An 18,344-nucleotide genomic window follows, 5' to 3' on the forward strand; every position below is an offset into this window, starting at 1 on the left:
ATTCCTTACCGTGGCGCGATCGGGCGCACAAATCTCACTAAGTGTGCGCATGATAGCGAAACATCGATGCGGTTTCATTGCCTTTAAGGGCATCGCCTTTTAGTGTAAGAATCCCCTAACGAATAATGAGGAATAAACCGTGCGCATCGGCATTGATTTGGGCGGCACCAAAACAGAAGTGATTGCGTTGTCCAGCGAGGGAAGCGAGCTGTTTCGCCATCGGGTTTCCACGCCCCGAAACGACTATGCCGCTACGGTACAGGCTATTGTCGATCTGGTGCGTCTGGCGGAAGAAAAGACCGGACAGACGGGCACGGTAGGCCTCGGTATTCCCGGCACGCTTTCGCCCTATACGCAGCGGGTAAAAAACGCGAACTCAACCTGGCTTAACGGACAGCCGCTGGACAAGGATCTGGCGCACGCGCTGAATCGTGACGTCCGCATTGCCAACGACGCGAACTGTCTGGCCGTATCCGAAGCCGTTGACGGCGCGGGTGCCGGTAAGCCGCTGGTCTTTGGAGTGATTATTGGCACCGGTTCGGGGGCGGGCGTGGCGATAAACGGCGAATCCCGTATCGGTGGTAATGGTAATGCGGGCGAATGGGGCCACAATCCGCTGCCGTGGATGGACGAAGATGAACTGCGCTATCGCGTTGAAGTGCCCTGTTATTGCGGATTACAGGGCTGTATTGAAACCTTTGTATCGGGCACCGGCTTTGCCACTGATTACCAGCGTTTAAGCGGCGTTGCACGCAAAGGTGCCGAGATTGTTCACCTGCTGGCACAGCAGGATCCGGTGGCGGAACTGGCTATGAGCCGGTACGAAATGCGCCTGGCCAAATCGCTGGCCCAGGTGGTTAACCTGATCGATCCGGATGTGATTGTTCTGGGCGGCGGCATGAGCAACGTGGATCGTCTGTACCAGACCGTCCCCACACTGATGAAAAAATGGGTATTTGGCGGTGAATGTGAAACGCCGGTACTGAAAGCCGTACACGGGGATTCGAGCGGTGTTCGCGGAGCCGCCTGGCTCTGGCCTGAGTAATCCGTTGTGGACGGTGAACCGCCAGTTTTCAGGCTTGATCACCGTCAGGCTGCACCGCCGGTTCAGGACTTTCCGAAAGGGCGCATCTGCATTCACGTTCAGCCCGCGATGGCGCGTGCTGCCGCGTTATGGTTACGGGGCAAAAGCAAATACCCATTGCCGGGGCGCGCCCTGAGGCGGAAGGGGCATATCACGCGCGCTACTCACGCTCTGCCAGGCGCTCAGACATAACGATTCATTTCCTTCTGTGCGCATGACGCTATAGCGGCCGTCCGCGCGGCGTTGTGCCGTCACCAGGCAGCGCTGGCCTGCGTAACGTTGCGCGTGATGAAAATTGCGCATCACCACGGCATTCACCTGCGCGATATAGTGGTCGATGGCCTGGCACTGAGTCTGCGTCATGTTCGGCGCGCAGTGCCTGGCATCAGCGCCGTGCGGCTGGCTGCAGCCTGCTAAAAGCAGCAGGGCAACCGCGAAAATACCGGTCCATCTCAACATGGTTAACCTCTTACTGGCCGGGGATGTCAAGGGTGCTGTAACCCAGGCCATTCATTTTGCGTACCTTAATCTGAACGGGAATGCGCTCTTTCATGGCTTCAACATGGCTGATGACGCCAATGGTTTTGCCACTGGCGTTAAGCGCATCCAGGGCATCCAGAGCGGTGTCCAGCGTTTCGGCATCCAGCGTACCAAAGCCCTCATCCAGAAATAACGACTCAATGCGGGTTTTATGGCTGACGAGGTCAGACAGTGCCAGCGCCAGCGCCAGGCTCACCAGGAAACTTTCTCCGCCGGACAGCGTGCGCGTATCGCGGGCGCTGTCGGCCTGCCAGGTATCCACCACATCCAGTTCCAGCACATCGCTGGCACGTCGCTGTAAAAGGTAGCGACCGTGCAGGCGATCTAACTGACGGTTGGCCAGGGCCACCAGGTGATCGAGCGTAAGCCCCTGTGCAAAGCGCCGGAATTTATCACCCGTTGCCGAGCCAATAAGATCGTTAAGCAGGGTCCATTGCGCTAACGCCGTCTCATCCTGCGCAATACGCGCCAGCAGCGTTTGCTGCTGGTTTCGCAGGCTGGCATCGCTGTCTAACTGCTGCTGTACCTGGCCCTGCTGGTTTGCATTTTCACGCAGGGACAGCTGTAAGCGCGCCAGTTCTGCCGCCAGCACGTCCGGTGAATCCGGCATCAAAGCCGGTTTCTGCTGCTGATGTGCCGCCAGCCGCTGCTGCAGTTCTGCCAGGCGTGCCTGCTGGTGCAGACGGTGCTGGTCAATCTGCTGAAGCTGCTGACGCAGTTGCTGCGCCGCCTGTTCATCCAGCAATGCCGCGCGCAGGTGCGTTTCATCAGCGAATTCGGCTGCCGCCAGCGCGGCGCTGAAGCGTTGTTCTGCTTCCGTGACGCGCCCGGACAGGCTCTGCAGTTGGCTTTCCAGCAGCGTCAACTGGCCATTAAGACGGCTGACCTCTGCCTGTGACTGATGCAGTGCGTTGCGCTGCTGGGTAAGTTGCGCCTCGTGCTGATCGACGAGCGCCTGCATCTGCTTGCGCGCCTGAGCCACATCGCGATCGCCAAACAGGGCCTGACGCTGCTGCTGTTTTTCATGTGCCTGCTGCTGTAACGCGGTGAGCTGCTGCCGCTGCTGATCCAGGCGTTGCTGCTCAAGCTGTAACTGCTGTTGCAGCGCGTCAGCCTGTGTTTCCGCCCGTGCGAGTTGCGGCTGCAGGTTAGCAAGCAACCGCTCACTCTCTTGCCAGCGCTGCCAGCGCTCTTGTTGGGTTGCCAGCCAGCTGTCGCGCGCCGTACGTTCAGGTAAAGACAACGCCACGTCGCTGAACTGCTGTGCCAGCGCGGCTTCAAGCTGCTGGCCGTTTTCTGCGGCCTGACGCTGTTGTTGCTGTAACGCCTGAAGCGCCTGGTGCTGGCTTTCCAGTTGCTGCTGAGTCAACAGTAGCGTTTGCTGATGCTGTTGTAATGTCTGGTGCTGCCGCAGGTGGTGATCTTTGGCCGCCAGCACCGCGCGCTCGGCTTGCTCCAGTGCGTCAAGCCGGGCCGTGAGCGTCTGCTCGTGGCGATTTTGCGCCTGCTGCCACGCGATCCTTGCATCCGTATCTGTCAGCGGGAAGGTGAGCGCCAGCTCACTGCTCAGTTCCTGCCATTGTTCAGAAAGGGCATCAAGTTGTTGGGTCAGACCCGTGATTTCTTCGCGCAGAGATTGCTGTTGAGCCTGTAGCTGCTTTATTTGCTCCTTCTTTGCCGTCCCGGTTTCACTCAACGCGTCTACCTGTTTTTGCAGCTCGGCTTTACGTTGTTGGTTAGCACTAACTTCCAGAGCACGATAGGTTTCGACCGCAGGATGCTCGCAGGCGCCGCACAACGGGCAGGGCTGCCCGGCTTCAAGCCGGGCGCGGTACTGTTCCAGGTCAGCAATCTGGCTTTCGAGCTGGCAAATTTTCTCTACGTCGCTGAGCTGCTGTTTTTCCCGTCGCCAGGCTTCTCTTAACGTCAGCAGTGCGCTTTCACCCTGCTGCTGAGCCGTCTCAAGTTCATGCAGGCGTTTTTCGTACTGCGTGCGCTGCTGATGCAGGGGTTGCCACTGCGCGGCCACTATCGTCAGCGCATGGCGCGCCTCGCGCTGTTGCTGATGCTGGCTCAGTGCCTGACGTAAGGCTTCAGGTGGATGCGCGTTCTGAAGGGAAGTTAGTGCTTGCTCAGCCTGAGACAAGGACTGCTGCGCCTGCTGTGCGGCCTGATCCAGTGGCGTGAGTTGCTGTGCCAGCTGCTCAATATCCCCCTGGCGCTGATGAATGTGGCGCTGTTGCTGCTGTATCTGCTGATCCAGCTCAGCCTGTGCCGCTTCATAGCGGGTCAGTTGGGCAAAACGCTCTTTCCAGATCGGAAGGTGTTCACCCCATTGCGGCATGTCAGCTAACTGCTCACGTAGGGCATGCTGTTGGGCAATCGTCTCTTGCAGGTGGCGCACCTGGCGGGCTTCGCTGTGTAACGCGGCTTCGCGCTGAGCGCAGTGTTGCTGTTGCCGTTCGGCATCCTGCTGTAGCTGCTGAATGTGCTCGTATAAGGCAGAGAGAGACTGATCAAGCGGAATGACCTGCCCGGTCAACAGCGTTTCCTGCTGCTGCTGTTGCTGTCGGCACTGTTCGTGCGCCGTGTCCGTTTCCGCATAGCGTTGCTGCAACACATGATGCGCCTGTGTGGCCGTGTGCATCTGTTGGCTGAGCTGCTGCTGACGTTCCCGCATCGCGTTGCGTTCGGCCAGCAGACTGTCACGTTGCTGCAACGGACCGCGCAGTTTCTCCGCCGGTTCACTGCGCGCCAGACGTTGACGATCCGGCTCTGCCGCCTGACTGGTGTGCTCTGCCGCAGCGAGGGCCGCGGTTGCCTGCTCTGTATCCGCAATAGCCTGCTGATGCTGTTGCTGCCACTGTTGCTGCGCCTGCGCCACGGCAAGCGCGGCAGTCAGCTGGTGTTCAGCGTCGCTGAGGGCCTTTTTTTGCTGGTGCAGTGCAGTACGGGTTGCCTCATCAAGCAGCGCCATGCCGCCTGCCCGACTGCGTAACAGTTCCAGCGCCGTTTTGGCCGCTTTGTGGCGTTCGAACACGGCCATGGACAGACGACCATAAATTTCGGTTCCGGTCAGTTCTTCCAGCAGTTCTGCCCGCTCATTGGCTTTGGCGTTAAGAAACGCCGCAAACTGGCCTTGTGACAGCATCATTGAGCGGGTGAAGCGCGCAAAATCCAGCCCGCTCAGCGTTTCCGTAAGTTTGAGCTTATCGCTCACTTTATCTGCCACAATCTGATTATCGGCGCAGCGTGCCAGCTCAACGCGGGGAGCCTGCAGTTTACCGTCAGCGGTGCCGCGCGCGCGGTTCTGGCTCCAGAATGCCCGCCAGGCTTCGCCTTTAATTTCAAACTCGACCTCCGCCAGGCACTCGGCACAGTCGCGTGTCATCAGGGGGTTATGCCCCTGAGAGATACCGCCCAGGCGCGGCGTCTGGTGATACAGTGCCAGACAGATGGCGTCCAGCAGCGTAGTTTTACCGGCGCCCGTCGCGCCGGTAATCGCAAACAGCCCGTTGCTGGCAAACGGCTCGGTGCGAAAATCAATAAACCACTCACCTTTGAGCGCGTTAAGATTTTTGAAGCGCAGCGTCAGAATTTTCATGGCTGTTCCTCCAGATCCGCCAGCGTCTGTTTAAACCGCAGGGTGGTCTGGGCAATCTGATCCGCGTCTAGCGCGTCATCCAGCGCCAGTCGTCGGGCAAACACTTCTTCCACATTCAGTTCGCTCAGGGTTTCTTTATCCAGCTGTGCCAGACTGTGCTGGCGCTGTTCACGGCTGCGGCGCAGCAGCAAAACGTCTACGGGCAGGGCGGCCGTCAGCGCTTCTACCTGACGCTGCAAATCACTTAAATATTCCTGCGTGGTCACTTCAATATCCAGCCAGACAGGTTTGGTCCCGTCGGGCGCAGAAAACTGGCTGAGCTGCCGGGTGATTTGCGCCAGCGAGCCTTTCAGGACCTGCATTGGCTGGAACAGGGGAATGGTCAGGGGCGTGACCGCCAGGCCCGACGGGCTGAAATCCAGCAGGAACACACTTTTTTCGCTGCCCAGTTCATCGAAGCTGAGCGGAATCGGCGAACCGCTGTAGCGAATATGATCGCTGTCGGCCACGCGCTGCGCACGATGAATATGCCCCAGCGCGATATAGTCCGCAGGCGGAAAGGCCGAGGCCGGAAAGGCATCCAGTGTACCAATATAGATATCGCGCACTGAGTCGCTTTTGCTGACGCCGAGAGCAGTGAGGTGGCCGGTCGCGACGATGGGAAGCGCCAGATTCAGCGCCTGCGCGGCAGCAAAGCTGCGCTGATAATGGGCGGTAATGGCCTCCAGCAGGCTGCGCTGTTTATCGCGTCCTGACTGGCCGGCCTGGCTGCGCATAATATCGCGTGGCCGCAGATAAGGAATGGCGCACAGCAGCGCGCCCGGTTCGCCCCGACGCGTCGTTAACACCAGCACATCGTCCCCGTCCTGCGGCGTGGTAATCACGCGGGTATTCAGGCAGGCGAGCAGTTCACGCGACTCGTTCAGCGTCGCCACCGAATCGTGATTTCCGGCCAGCACCACCAGCTGACAGCCGCTGGGTTGTAACGCCACAACAAAGCGGTTGAACATTTCACGTGCATAGCTGGGCGGTGTGCCGGTATCGAATAAATCACCCGCCACAATCAGCGCATCCACCTGATGCTCTTCAATCCGGGCCAGCAGCCAGTCCAGAAAGGCCTGATGCTCAGCGGCCCGGCTTTTGTTGTAAAAGAACTGCCCCAGGTGCCAGTCCGCGGTATGGATAATGCGCATAACACTCCCTGCCATAACAAATCGCCCGGCGATTATACTGGCTCCATCACTAAAGCCACAAAACATGTCGTCATGTTGTCATAAATGGTTGTTGCAGGCCGGTTTTTATGGCTAACTTTTTCATAAAAGTGTCACAAAACTGACGCATAATGGCGCCGCAAATATCAGTGAAAGCCGTCCTACCTGCAGGAGTCATAATGGCTAAGCGCATTTTAGTTGTGGAAGATGAAGCTCCAATCCGTGAGATGTTATGTTTCGTTCTGGAACAAAATGATTATCAGCCGATTGAGGCAGAAGATTATGACAGCGCCGTCAGTAAGCTGATTGAACCCTGGCCTGACCTTATCCTGCTGGACTGGATGTTACCTGGCGGCAGCGGCATTCAGTTTATCAAACACCTTAAACGTGAAGCGATGACGCGTGATATTCCGGTCATGATGCTGACCGCACGTGGCGAAGAGGAAGATCGCGTGCGTGGCCTGGAAGTCGGGGCCGACGACTACATTACCAAACCGTTTTCACCGAAAGAGCTGATGGCCCGTATCAAAGCTGTGATGCGTCGCATTTCGCCGATGGCGGTCGAAGATGTAATTGAAATGCAGGGCCTGAGCCTGGATCCCTCCTCGCACCGGGTGATGTCGGAAACCACGCCGCTGGAGATGGGGCCGACAGAGTACAAGCTGCTCCACTTCTTTATGACCCATCCTGAACGTGTTTACAGCCGTGAACAGCTACTGAATCACGTCTGGGGCACCAACGTCTATGTTGAAGATCGTACAGTTGACGTGCATATTCGCCGTCTGCGCAAAGCGCTGGAACTGACCGGTCACGATCGCATGGTACAAACCGTCCGCGGAACAGGTTATCGTTTCTCTGCCCGCTTTTAAACGGAGCTTTAACCGTGCTGGAACGCCTCTCCTGGAAGCGATTATTGTCCGAACTGGTGCTGGCGTGTTTGCCTGCGCTGGTACTCGGCCTGTTGTTCGGCTATCTGCCGTGGCTGTTGTTACTCAGCGTAGTCGGTATTTTACTGTGGCATTTTTATAACCTGATGCGGCTGTCGCACTGGCTGTGGCTGGATCGCACGATGACCCCGCCTTCCGGTCAGGCAAGCTGGGAACCGCTGTTTTACGGTCTGTATCAAATGCAGCTGCGCAACCGACGTCGGCGGCGTGAGCTGGGTCATCTGATCAAACGGTTTCGCAGTGGTGCAGAGTCGCTGCCGGATGCCGTTATCCTGACAACGGAAGAGGGCACCATCTTCTGGTGCAATGGCCTGGCACAGCAGCACCTCGGGCTGCGCTGGCCCGAAGATAACGGGCAAAATATCCTTAATCTGCTGCGCTATCCTGAATTTTCACGTTATCTGCGCCAGCGCGATTTCGACAAGCCGCTGACGCTGGTGCTGAATAACCAGCATCACATGGAATTTCGTGTTATGCCCTACAGCGAAGGCCAGTGGTTGATGGTGGCCCGCGACGTAACGCAAATGCACCAGCTGGAAGGTGCACGACGCAACTTCTTCGCCAACGTCAGTCACGAACTCCGGACGCCGCTGACGGTGCTTCAGGGTTATCTGGAGATGATGAATGACTCGGTCATGAATCAACGTTCGCGTGACAAAGCGTTGCACACCATGTCAGAACAAACCCGCCGAATGGACAGCCTGGTGAAGCAGCTTCTGACGCTGTCGCGTATTGAGGCGGCCCCGGTCATCAATATGAAAGAAAAAGTCGATGTGCCGGTCATGTTGAAACTGCTGCAACATGAAGCGGAAACGCTGAGCGGCGGGCGACATCAAATCCATTTTCACACCGATCCGCATCTGAAAGTGTTTGGCAATGACGAGCAATTGCGCAGTGCCATCTCCAACCTGGTCTACAACGCGGTCAACCATACGCCAGACGGCACACGAATTGATATCAGTTGGTTACGCAGCAAGCAGGGCGCGGTATTTAAGGTCTGCGATAACGGTCCCGGTATTCCCGCTGAGCATATTCCGCGCCTGACCGAACGCTTTTATCGTGTAGATAAAGCGCGTTCACGTGCGACTGGCGGCAGCGGGCTGGGGCTGGCTATCGTCAAACATGCGTTGAGTCACCATAATGCCCGGCTGGAGATCACCAGCATCCCGCATCAGGAAACCTGTTTTACATTTACCCTGGCACCAAGGTTGATTGTCAGTAACGGGATGCAGGAGAATGCCGTTCATCAATCGTGAACGGACCGGAACGATGCGCGTTTTTCTTTTGGTGTTCTTTTCGCTGTTGCCAGCCCTCGGGCAGGCGCAGCCCGTCATGCTGTCCGGAAATCTCAGTAGCGCCGGCTCCGACACGCTCGGCTATCTGATGACGTTATGGGGAGATGACTTTAGCCGTCAGGCGCCTGGCGTGAACGTTCAGGTTCAGGCTTCGGGGTCGTCTACCGCGCCCACTGCGTTGACCGCCGGGGCCGTTCAACTGGGCGCGATGAGTCGTCCGATGCAGGCTGATGAGCGCCAGGCCTTTGAGGCGCGCTATGGCTATCCGCCGCTGGCCGTGCCGGTGGCAATGGATGCGCTGGTCGTGGTGGTCAATCAACGTAACCCGCTGCGTGAAATTGATCCGCGGCAGCTCGATGCGGTTTTTTCCATCACCCGGCTTTGCGGCGCGCATCAGGTTCCACAACGCTGGGGTGACCTGGGACTGCACCAGACAGAATGGCAGCAGCGTCCCATCCAGCGCTATGGCCGTAACTCCGCCTCGGGAACATGGGGCTTTTTCAAACAGCAGGCGCTGTGTCAGGGCGATTTCCGCAATGACGTGGCCGAGTTTCCCGGTTCTGCCGCCGTGGTACAGGCCGTAGCCGGTAATCCCCGCAGCATCGGCTATGCCAGTTTTGGTTTCCATCTGAGCGGCGTCAGGTTGCTGCCTGTGGTGACCAAAAACGGCGACGCGGTGGCACCGGATCCAGAGACTATCCGTACCGGCCGCTATCCATGGTCGCGTCCGCTTTATCTCTATGTGAATAAAGCGCCAGGTAAACCTTTACCGCCACTGGTCGATGCCTTTTTACGACAGGTGCTTTCCAGTCAGGGGCAACAGCGCGTCAGCGAGGCCGGGTATTTGCCGCTCTCTGCGGCGCAGATTGCTCAGGCTCGCGCTTCGCTCGAATAATGCCCACCTGCCCGTCAACAGACGCCGGTAGCGTCACCGTGAAACAGCCTGCCTCCGGACCCGTAAGCCCGATCAGGCTGTCTGTCCTGCGGTCGCTGACAGAAAAGCCGACGGCGACAATGCAACATGAATTTTTTTCAGGCGACGTGAATTTTATTCGTTTGCCGCTGAGAGAACAGCATGTCACTCTGCATTTAGACGTTTAGCCATCCAGAAGGCCAAAATAACATTATGTAACTATTCCCGGCCGAAATTATCTGGCCGTGACAAGGAGTGATCATGCAAAGACAAACCGCCCCGTTTCGTGCCGACACCGTTGGCAGCTTTCTTCGTCCTGCCGCGATCAAACAGGCTCGCGAGAAATACCAGGCGGGGGAAATCAGCGCTGACGAGTTGCGTGAGGTTGAAAACGAAGCCATCCGTGATGTGGTGGCAAAACAGCGTGAAAACGGCCTCAAAGTGGTCACGGACGGGGAATTCCGTCGCGGCTGGTGGCATTTTGACTTTTTCTACGGCCTGAAAGGCGTGGAACATTTTGAAGCCGATCAGGGCATTCAGTTCAACGGCGTACAGACCAAAGCGCACGGTGTCAAAGTGACCGGCAAACTGGGGTTTGACGGGCATCCGATGCTGGATCATTTCCGCTTTTTACAAGGCATCGCAGGGGATGCCGTGGCGAAAATGACGATTCCCAGTCCCAGCGTGCTGCATTTCCGTGGCGGACGTAAAGTGATCGACGCGGAGGTATATCCCGATCTTGATGTGTACTTTGACGATCTGGCACAGACTTACAAAGACGCAATCGCCGCCTTTTATGCGGCAGGCTGCCGCTATCTGCAACTGGATGATACGGTGTGGGCGTACCTGTGCTCGGACGATCAAAAGCGTGAGATCCGCGAGCGCGGTGACGATCCCGAGCAGCTGGCCCGAACCTACGCCCGCGTGCTGAATAAAGCGCTGGAGGATAAACCGGCCGATCTGACCGTCGGTCTGCATGTCTGCCGCGGCAATTTCCGTTCGACCTGGATTTCAGAAGGCGGCTATGAACCTGTAGCCGAAATTCTGTTTGGCACTGTTAATGTCGATGCGTTTTTCCTGGAATATGATAACCACCGTTCCGGCGGTTTCGAACCGCTGCGTTTTATCCGGCCGGGTCATCAGCAGGCGGTGCTTGGTTTAATTACCACCAAGGTCGGCGAACTCGAAGACGTGGATCAGGTAAAAGCACGTTTACAGGAGGCGACGCAGTACCTCAGCCTTGACCAGATCTGCCTTAGTCCACAGTGTGGCTTTGCCTCAACGGAAGAGGGGAACAGCCTGACCGAAGCGGAACAGTGGCAGAAGATTCGTCTGGTTGTGGATGTGGCGAATCAGGTCTGGTAAGCGTCAAAAGTGCGCAGTGTGGCGCAATGTATGCGCCACTTGTGCATAAAAAGACGTCAGTACGCTGGTATTTCCCATGGCCTGTTTATTATTAAGGCACATCATCTGATGTGCTTGCTGCTAATATTGATGTGATCCACTAATTTTGACTTAAATCACGAAATAAGCCTCTGGTTTTCCGATCTCGTATTGCCTTTCTTCGCTATAAACGTTTTACTTACGGCCGTTGTCGATTTATCCCTCTGTGAACAGAAAAAAAGCAGCTCAAATCACCTGCGCTAAACCGGACGCTGCGCATAATGCGCTGCTGTCGTCTGATCAGCCGTTGTCATAGCGCAGCGAGGGGGCAACGCAAACTTATCTTTCATCGCAACATCAGTGACAGGCCGTATGACACATCGTTTAACCGTTAAAGACATTCTCGCGCTGGGCTTTATGACGTTTGCCCTGTTTGTTGGTGCGGGTAACATTATCTTTCCTCCTATGGTCGGTATTCAGTCAGGCGAACATGTCTGGGTGGCCGCTTTAGGGTTTCTGCTTACCGCTGTGGGATTACCCGTCATCACCGTCATTGCGCTGGCGCGCGTCGGCGGCGGGATTGACGCGCTGAGTACACCGATTGGTAAAATTGCCGGGGTGGTTCTGGCCACTGTCTGCTATCTGGCGGTGGGGCCACTCTTTGCCACGCCGCGCACCGCCACGGTGTCGTTTGAAGTCGGGATCGCGCCGATCACCGGCGACGGTGCATTGCCGTTGTTCATCTACAGCCTGATCTACTTTGTGCTGGTGATGGGCATTTCGCTCTATCCCGGCAAACTGCTGGATACGGTCGGGCATATTCTGGCACCGCTGAAAATTGCCGCCCTGACGCTGCTCGGCGTTGCCGCCCTGCTGTGGCCCGCAGGCGGCACCATTCCGGCCACCGCCGACTACCAGCGCGCTGCGTTTTCCAGCGGTTTCGTGAACGGCTATCTCACGATGGATACGCTGGGTGCCCTGGTATTCGGGATTGTGATTGTGAATGCGGCCCGTTCACGCGGTATTGATAACGCGGCACTGTTAACCCGTTATACGGTACTGGCGGGGATTATCGCGGGTGTAGGGCTGACGCTGGTCTACCTGAGCCTGTTTAAACTGGGCGCAGGAAGCGGGGCGCTGGTCGATCAAAATGCTAACGGCGCCGCGATTCTGCATGCCTACGTACAGCACACCTTTGGCGATATGGGCAGCTTCTTCCTTGCCGCGCTGATTTTTATTGCCTGTATGGTGACAGCCGTGGGCCTGACCTGTGCCTGCGCCGAGTTTTTTGCCCAGTATCTGCCGTTGTCATACAAAACGCTGGTGTTTGTGCTGGGGCTGTTCTCCATGGTGGTTTCCAACCTGGGGCTGAGTCATCTGATCCAGATCTCGATTCCGGTGCTGACCGCCATTTATCCGCCGTGCATCGTACTGGTTGTGCTGAGTTTTACCCAGAATATCTGGAACAAAAGCAGCCGAATCATTGCTCCGACTATGCTTGTCAGCCTGCTGTTTGGTATCCTTGACGCAATCAAAACCACCGGGTTTAAAGAGGCGTTACCCGCATTCAGCCAGCATCTGCCATTAGCCGACCAGGGGCTTGCCTGGTTGCCGCCCTCACTGGTGATGTTGCTGCTTGTGGCGTTGGTTGATCGGTTAAAAGGGCCGGAACAGGTGACAGTTCACTCGTAACGGCTAAGATTGATTCTTCTTTAACCACGGGCTTGCCCGTGGTTTTTTCATTTCACAGGTACAGGTTGTTATGCAAGAAACCAACAAGCTCAAACGCGGACTGAGCACGCGCCACATCCGTTTTATGGCGCTGGGATCGGCGATTGGCACCGGGCTGTTTTATGGCTCGGCGGACGCCATCAGGATGGCAGGACCGAGCGTTCTGCTCGCCTATATTATCGGCGGCGCGGTGGCGTACATTATCATGCGCGCGCTGGGAGAAATGTCCGTTAATAATCCCCAGGCCAGCTCGTTTTCTCGTTACGCGCAGGATTATCTTGGACCAATGGCTGGGTATATCACCGGCTGGACGTACTGCTTTGAAATTCTGATTGTGGCCATCGCCGACGTCACGGCATTTGGTATTTATATGGGTGTCTGGTTCCCGGAGGTGCCGCACTGGATCTGGGTACTGAGCGTCGTGCTGATCATCGGTGCGGTCAATCTGATGAGCGTGAAGGTGTTCGGCGAAGTGGAGTTCTGGTTCTCCTTCTTCAAAGTCGCCACCATTATTGTGATGATTCTGGCCGGATTTGGCATGATCATCTGGGGCATCGGTAACGGTGGCCAGCCGACCGGCATTCACAACCTGTGGACCAACGGCGGCTTTTTTGCCCACGGGATCGTTGGCATGCTGCTGTCACTTCAGATGGTGATGTTTGCTTACGGCGGGATAGAAATTATTGGCATCACGGCCGGTGAAGCTAAGGATCCGCCGACCTCTATCCCACGCGCCATTAATTCCGTGCCGATGCGTATTCTGGTGTTTTACGTTGGTACGCTGTTTGTCATCATGTCCCTCTATCCATGGAATCAGGTGGGCACCAACGGTAGCCCGTTTGTGCTGACCTTCCAGCATCTGGGTATTGCCGCTGCCGCTTCTATCCTCAACTTTGTGGTACTAACGGCCTCCCTGTCCGCGATTAACAGCGATGTGTTCGGTGTCGGGCGTATGCTGCACGGTATGGCGCAGCAGGGCCATGCGCCTAAAGTGTTTATGAAGGTGTCAGCACGCGGGATTCCGTGGGTCACGGTGGTAGTTATGATGTTTGCCATGCTGATTGCGGTCTGGCTCAACTACCTGATGCCCGAGAAAGTGTTCCTGGTCATTGCCTCTCTGGCCACCTTTGCCACCGTCTGGGTCTGGATTATGATTCTGCTGTCCCAGATTGCGTTTCGCCGCAAAATTGGTAAAGCGGCAGCCCGTCAGCTGACATTTGCCCTCCCGGGCGGAAGCTGGACAGCCGGTTTCGGCGTAGCCTTTTTATGCTTTATCATCGGCCTGATCGGCTACTTTCCGGATACGCGCATCTCACTTTACGTGGGCATGGTGTGGATTGTGCTGTTGCTGCTGGGTTATAAGCTGGTGCGCAAGCCGTCCTGATTCCCGGCCGCGAAGGCGACTGACACGACGAAATAAAATCGGCGAAAGGATTCGCCGAAAACGTCACATAGCAAATGAAACAAACAGAGGGATGATTGACGAAACGATGCTAATGCAAAAGCGTACGTCGTTAAATAAGTTGCCGAAAAATAAGAGAAAGCCCACCGTTAACCCGACACGGGCGCTAATGCGTTCTGCGCGGGTAATATAAGGGATTCCGGAACGATCGCGCTGCGGTCCAGCTGTTGACCCAACGCGGCAATCGCATCCTGTAACGGGCACAGTGTACCCACGTCGGTGATATGGCAGCCGGCTTGCTGCCACTCCTGACGCAACAAAGGATGACGGTCATTAATGGGTTGTAACTGACGTAGCCCGTCCAGACTTTGTGCCTGAAAATAGACGCGCAGGTAGCGCTGATTGCTTTGCGTATCCCGCCAGCGCTCCATCACCAGGCTGCTTCCCGGCGGAATATTACCGCGCGTATAACCCGGCAGTTGCCATTCAAATCCCATCAGGCGGCGAACCATCGCGATATTCGTGTCATGGGCCACCAGCAGTACCCATCGTACATCGGGATCGTTCCCCTGAATGGCGTCGAGCATCCGCTGTAACAGAAGCGAGCCACGACGTTGCGCCATATAGAGCACATCATTGCTGAGATCATAACTGGCCGTCAGCAGGGGGAGCAGGGCGGTGATCTGTTGAGCGGAAGTGATGTGGCCCCACGCCAGCCTCGCGAACGGTAAGTTTTCGCTGTAGCCCAGGCGCAACGTCTCGACCATGGCGGCCAGCGTGCTTAAGCCTTCAACATAGACGCTGCCGCTTTTAGTCTGCTTTAACTGCCAGGGGCGATCAAAAAACGGGCACGCGCGGTTAGCCGGACAGACCGCCTGTTTAAGCGCCTGAATGGCGGGCTGGAGCTGCTGCTGTCGCTGTGCTAAATCGCCCGCCACACGCCGCTTTTCTTCCATCTCTCGCTGCGGATCGATGCGGGCAAAGGGCAGTTTTTCCGTCTGAAAAAGCGGATCGACGTCGCCCGTGACGGTATGCACCGCCACGCCGCAGCCGGGAAATGCGCCATCCACCAACGCTTCGGCAGTGGCGCGCGTTCGCTGAAGAGGGCTGGCGCGTACGTAGAGTGCTGTCGCGTCCGGACAACCCGCGGGAAGTAATCCCAACTGGCGATAGTGATCGCCTTCCCAGCGCGCTTTATTCACCACCGCACTGTAGCCATGGCCCGTCAGCTCGCCGTCCGCTGTACTCCACCGGGGCCAAGGCTGTCCGGTTGCTGCCTCGGTCTCCTGGCGGTTGCCCGGCGTCGGCGGGCGCACCCCGTGTCGGCTGAGTTCGACCACTTTCTCTAACTGGTATTCTGGCGCCGCGTAAAGCGACCCCGCCGCGAACCATAACGCACAGAGCGCGACTACGCGCAGGGGGCTACAGGCAGACATTATTCATCCTCCAGTTCCTGGGGCGCGAGAAGGGCTTTAATCTGTGGATAGATTACGGCATTCGCCAGCAAAACGGGATTGCCGTTTTTCAGGCCATCATTGCGCATGTAATCATTAGTGACGCCGCCCGCTTCCCGCATTAACACGATGCCCGGCAGGCTGTCCCAGGGATGCATATGGGCTTCGTAATAGCCAATCAGGCGACCGGCAGCGGCCCAGGCGCTGGTTAAGGCACCGGAGCCGATGCGAATGAACATCCCGCCTTGTTTGAGTAGCCCATCGATAAGCTGCGTAACCTTTTCTCCCGGCACCCGGCTGGAATTACTGATGCCCAACAGCCCTTCGTTGAGGTGACGGGCCTGATGAACCTCAAGCCGGGTCTCATTAAGCCATGCTCCCTGGCCTTTGCGGGCGTGAAACAGCTCCTGATGATTGGGATCGCAAACCACGCCCACCACCGGTTCACCTTCGCAGACGATGGCCAGCGAAACGCACCAGTTATGCAGACCATTGACGAAGCAGGCGGTGCCATCAATCGGATCGATGACCCATAAAATGCGGGCCTCGCCTGTTTCTCCACCGCTCTCTTCACCTAATACCGCATCCTCGGGATAGCGTTCTGCAATCAGTGATTTAATTAATTCTTCAACGTTACGGTCAGCTTCACTGACCACGTCCTGAAGGTCCCTTTTATGTTCCACCACCAGTTTTTGACGCTGTTGATACCATGACAAGGCGCGGCTTGCGGCGGCACGGGCGATTTCGCAGGCGTAGCGATAGCGCGCGTCAATTTCAGAATGCGAAGCGGATGACATGTTTCCCTCTTATGATTTTAAAACACATCGAATACAGGAAGCGCCTGAACAGGCGGTCTGACAGTGAGAGTAGCGCAAAGCATAGTTAAGCAAGGCTTATTAAGCCGTAGTGCGCCAGTAATGGCAATATCGTCGGTGTACTGTTTGCGTGCTTTTTCAGCGTTATCAGGTAAGCCGCGTCTTACCTGATAAAGAGGGTGAATCACAGCTGCCGGCTGGCGGCCAACTGCATCAGGCGGGGATAAAACTGAAAGAAACAGGCTTCAAAGGCCGGATAATGGGCGGTGAAGTCCTGGTAAGAGTCGCTGAGTGCCGCCAGCCTTGGCCGACGTCGGGCCATGCCATTCAGCACGCGTTCAAGGCGCAGGGGATCGGCGTAGTGTTCGAACCAGCGTTCTCGCCACATCACCGCATTCAGTTCTTTAAATTCCTCGGGCGTGGCGGCCAGTTGCGGAACGATTTCACGCTCGGCACGGGCCGTAAACGCTTGCAGCGTTTGTGACGGATGAACGCGATCCCAGTGGCGCGCCAGAAAATGGTCCCAGATGACATCCAGCGTGATGGGGGCGACGCGATAGGTCTCTGCCCGGAAAAGCTGGCGTGCCGCGCGCACTTCCGGCAGGGCATCGGTCATTACGTCCAGGCGACGATGCATCAGAATGCCGTCGGCCACCGGTTCAGGCCAGTGTTGGTGCGGCGCGCCGCGAACGAAATCGGCCATCAGATTGCCCAGCAAAGAGCTGTTGGCAAGATGGGCTAAGTGAAGATGCGCAAGAAAATTCATGCGGCATTATAAGCGCAACTCCGTTTACGCAGCCAGTTGTTCAGAATTGTTCGGTTTTCCGCTAAACTGTGCCGCCTGTTTTTCTGAGTAAGAAGTCTGTCATGCGTGTCGCCGATTTTGCTTTTGATTTGCCTGAATCTCTTATCGCCCATTATCCCCAGGCGCAACGAAGTGGTTGCCGCCTGCTGTCGCTGGATGGCCCAACCGGCGCGCTCACTCACGGCGTGTTTACGGATGTGCTGGATAAGCTCCAGCCCGGAGATCTGCTGGTGTTTAACAACACGCGCGTTATCCCGGCCAGGGTGTTCGGACGCAAGGCAAGCGGCGGCAAAATTGAGATGCTGGTCGAGCGCATGCTTGATGACAAGCGCGTGCTGGCGCATGTTCGCGCATCGAAAGCGCCGAAGCCTGGCGCAGCGCTGCTGCTGGGTGACGACGAGAGCGTGAAAGCCACTATGGTGGCGCGGCACGATGCGTTGTTCGAGATCGCCTTTGACGATGACCGTGACGTACTGGACATTCTTAACCGCGTCGGCCATATGCCGCTGCCGCCGTACATTGACCGCCCGGATGAAGAGGCGGATCGTGAGCTTTATCAAACGGTTTACAGCGCCCGACCCGGTGCCGTCGCCGCGCCCACGGCGGGGCTGCATTTTGATGAGCCGCTGTTGCAGGCGCTCAAAGATAAAGGCGTGGAAATGGCCTTTGTCACGTTGCACGTTGGGGCGGGCACCTTCCAACCGGTGCGCGTCGAGACGATTGAAGATCACCACATGCACGCGGAGTACGCGGAAGTCCCGCAGGATGTGGTAGACGCGGTGCTGGCCTGTAAGGCGCGGGGGAATAAAGTGGTCGCCGTTGGCACCACCTCGGTACGTTCGCTGGAAAGCGCCGCCAAAGCCAGTCAGGATGCCCTGATTGCGCCGTTCTTCGACGATACCCAAATTTTTATCTATCCGGGCTACGAGTACCAGGTGATCGATGCATTAATCACCAACTTCCATTTGCCGGAATCAACCCTGATTATGCTGGTCTCGGCCTTCGCCGGTTACCAGCACACCATGGCTGCTTATCGCGCTGCGGTGGCAGAAGAATACCGTTTCTTCAGCTACGGCGACGCGATGTTTATCAGCAAAAACCCTCAGGCGCCGCTGGAAAAAGTGGGCGCCTGATCTGTTTACTTTGAACATCGGACTGTT

14 protein-coding genes are annotated in these 18,344 nt (G+C 56.9%); 8 read left to right on the forward strand and 6 right to left on the reverse strand.

Going from position 1 to position 18,344, the window contains the following annotated elements; genetic code table 11:
- Positions 1 to 139 precede the first annotated feature (139 nt).
- Complete coding sequence (mak, locus tag C7434_RS00585) at positions 140 to 1,045, forward strand: fructokinase (protein ID WP_133745041.1); 906 nt, start codon at positions 140 to 142, stop codon at positions 1,043 to 1,045.
- A gap of 132 nt (positions 1,046 to 1,177) precedes the next feature.
- On the opposite strand, the gene C7434_RS00590 is transcribed toward mak, so the two are convergent.
- Genes C7434_RS00590 through sbcD form a run of 3 tightly spaced genes read right to left on the reverse strand, consistent with a single transcriptional unit; the run spans position 1,178 to position 6,421 of the window.
- Entirely contained in the window at positions 1,178 to 1,543 is a 366-nt protein-coding gene (locus tag C7434_RS00590) for a cell envelope integrity protein TolA (protein ID WP_133745042.1), read from the reverse strand.
- Positions 1,544 to 1,553: 10 nt separating this feature from the next.
- Positions 1,554 to 5,228: an SbcC/MukB-like Walker B domain-containing protein gene (locus tag C7434_RS00595; protein WP_133745043.1), complete on the reverse strand. Its 3,675-nt coding sequence runs from the start codon at positions 5,226 to 5,228 to the stop codon at positions 1,554 to 1,556.
- On the reverse strand, positions 5,225 to 6,421 hold the full coding sequence (gene sbcD / locus C7434_RS00600; RefSeq protein ID WP_033738622.1) for an exonuclease subunit SbcD: 1,197 nt from the start codon (positions 6,419 to 6,421) through the stop codon (positions 5,225 to 5,227). The genes C7434_RS00595 and sbcD overlap by 4 nt, the downstream gene beginning before the upstream one ends.
- A 197-nt stretch (positions 6,422 to 6,618) precedes the next feature.
- On the opposite strand from sbcD, the gene phoB reads away from it, so the two are divergent.
- The 6 genes from phoB (at position 6,619) to proY (ending at position 14,092) form a co-directional block, all read left to right on the forward strand.
- Complete coding sequence (gene phoB, locus C7434_RS00605; RefSeq protein ID WP_014606457.1) at positions 6,619 to 7,308, forward strand: phosphate response regulator transcription factor PhoB; 690 nt, start codon at positions 6,619 to 6,621, stop codon at positions 7,306 to 7,308.
- 14 nt (positions 7,309 to 7,322) lie between these two features.
- Positions 7,323 to 8,642, forward strand: a complete 1,320-nt coding sequence (phoR, locus tag C7434_RS00610) for a phosphate regulon sensor histidine kinase PhoR (protein ID WP_033738623.1) — start codon at positions 7,323 to 7,325, stop codon at positions 8,640 to 8,642.
- 13 nt (positions 8,643 to 8,655) lie between these two features.
- Positions 8,656 to 9,576, forward strand: a complete 921-nt coding sequence (locus C7434_RS00615) for a PstS family phosphate ABC transporter substrate-binding protein (protein ID WP_133745044.1) — start codon at positions 8,656 to 8,658, stop codon at positions 9,574 to 9,576.
- A 279-nt stretch (positions 9,577 to 9,855) separates the two neighbouring features.
- Complete coding sequence (locus C7434_RS00620) at positions 9,856 to 10,959, forward strand: cobalamin-independent methionine synthase II family protein (protein WP_039338488.1); 1,104 nt, start codon at positions 9,856 to 9,858, stop codon at positions 10,957 to 10,959.
- Positions 10,960 to 11,349: 390 nt separating this feature from the next.
- A complete protein-coding gene (brnQ, locus tag C7434_RS00625; protein WP_006117572.1) occupies positions 11,350 to 12,669 on the forward strand; it encodes a branched-chain amino acid transport system II carrier protein in 1,320 nt (439 codons plus the stop codon).
- Positions 12,670 to 12,739: 70 nt separating this feature from the next.
- A complete protein-coding gene (proY, locus tag C7434_RS00630; RefSeq protein WP_133745045.1) occupies positions 12,740 to 14,092 on the forward strand; it encodes a proline-specific permease ProY in 1,353 nt (450 codons plus the stop codon).
- Positions 14,093 to 14,259: 167 nt separating this feature from the next.
- On the opposite strand, the gene C7434_RS00635 is transcribed toward proY, so the two are convergent.
- The 3 genes from C7434_RS00635 to C7434_RS00645 form a co-directional block, all read right to left on the reverse strand.
- Complete coding sequence (locus C7434_RS00635; protein WP_058701157.1) at positions 14,260 to 15,546, reverse strand: histidine-type phosphatase; 1,287 nt, start codon at positions 15,544 to 15,546, stop codon at positions 14,260 to 14,262.
- The gene (locus tag C7434_RS00640) at positions 15,546 to 16,361 is read right to left on the reverse strand and encodes an inositol monophosphatase (RefSeq protein WP_133745046.1); all 816 of its coding nucleotides are present in this window, start codon (positions 16,359 to 16,361) and stop codon (positions 15,546 to 15,548) included. The genes C7434_RS00635 and C7434_RS00640 overlap by 1 nt, the downstream gene beginning before the upstream one ends.
- 202 nt (positions 16,362 to 16,563) lie before the next feature.
- Positions 16,564 to 17,145 (reverse strand): ACP phosphodiesterase, encoded by a 582-nt coding sequence (locus C7434_RS00645; protein WP_006117568.1) that lies wholly within the window; start codon positions 17,143 to 17,145, stop codon positions 16,564 to 16,566.
- A gap of 101 nt (positions 17,146 to 17,246) precedes the next feature.
- Here C7434_RS00645 and queA point away from each other — a divergent pair, with 101 nt between their 5' ends.
- A complete protein-coding gene (gene queA / locus C7434_RS00650) occupies positions 17,247 to 18,317 on the forward strand; it encodes a tRNA preQ1(34) S-adenosylmethionine ribosyltransferase-isomerase QueA (protein WP_006117567.1) in 1,071 nt (356 codons plus the stop codon).
- Positions 18,318 to 18,344 lie beyond the last annotated feature (27 nt).

It is taken from the genome of Pantoea sp. PNA 14-12 (assembly GCF_004364735.1).
Taxonomy (GTDB): domain Bacteria; phylum Pseudomonadota; class Gammaproteobacteria; order Enterobacterales; family Enterobacteriaceae; genus Pantoea; species Pantoea stewartii.

Excerpts from the sequence above, each read along its gene's own strand:
- brnQ (WP_006117572.1), top strand. The coding sequence starts at position 11,350 with ATGACACATCGTTTAACCGTTAAAGACATTCTCGCGCTGGGCTTTATG.
- C7434_RS00635 (WP_058701157.1), bottom strand. The coding sequence starts at position 15,546 with ATGTCTGCCTGTAGCCCCCTGCGCGTAGTCGCGCTCTGTGCGTTATGG.
- proY (WP_133745045.1), top strand. The coding sequence starts at position 12,740 with ATGCAAGAAACCAACAAGCTCAAACGCGGACTGAGCACGCGCCACATC.
- phoB (WP_014606457.1), top strand. The coding sequence starts at position 6,619 with ATGGCTAAGCGCATTTTAGTTGTGGAAGATGAAGCTCCAATCCGTGAG.
- C7434_RS00645 (WP_006117568.1), bottom strand. The coding sequence starts at position 17,145 with ATGAATTTTCTTGCGCATCTTCACTTAGCCCATCTTGCCAACAGCTCT.
- C7434_RS00615 (WP_133745044.1), top strand. The coding sequence starts at position 8,656 with ATGCGCGTTTTTCTTTTGGTGTTCTTTTCGCTGTTGCCAGCCCTCGGG.
- C7434_RS00595 (WP_133745043.1), bottom strand. The coding sequence starts at position 5,228 with ATGAAAATTCTGACGCTGCGCTTCAAAAATCTTAACGCGCTCAAAGGT.
- C7434_RS00590 (WP_133745042.1), bottom strand. The coding sequence starts at position 1,543 with ATGTTGAGATGGACCGGTATTTTCGCGGTTGCCCTGCTGCTTTTAGCA.
- sbcD (WP_033738622.1), bottom strand. The coding sequence starts at position 6,421 with ATGCGCATTATCCATACCGCGGACTGGCACCTGGGGCAGTTCTTTTAC.
- C7434_RS00620 (WP_039338488.1), top strand. The coding sequence starts at position 9,856 with ATGCAAAGACAAACCGCCCCGTTTCGTGCCGACACCGTTGGCAGCTTT.
- queA (WP_006117567.1), top strand. The coding sequence starts at position 17,247 with ATGCGTGTCGCCGATTTTGCTTTTGATTTGCCTGAATCTCTTATCGCC.
- C7434_RS00640 (WP_133745046.1), bottom strand. The coding sequence starts at position 16,361 with ATGTCATCCGCTTCGCATTCTGAAATTGACGCGCGCTATCGCTACGCC.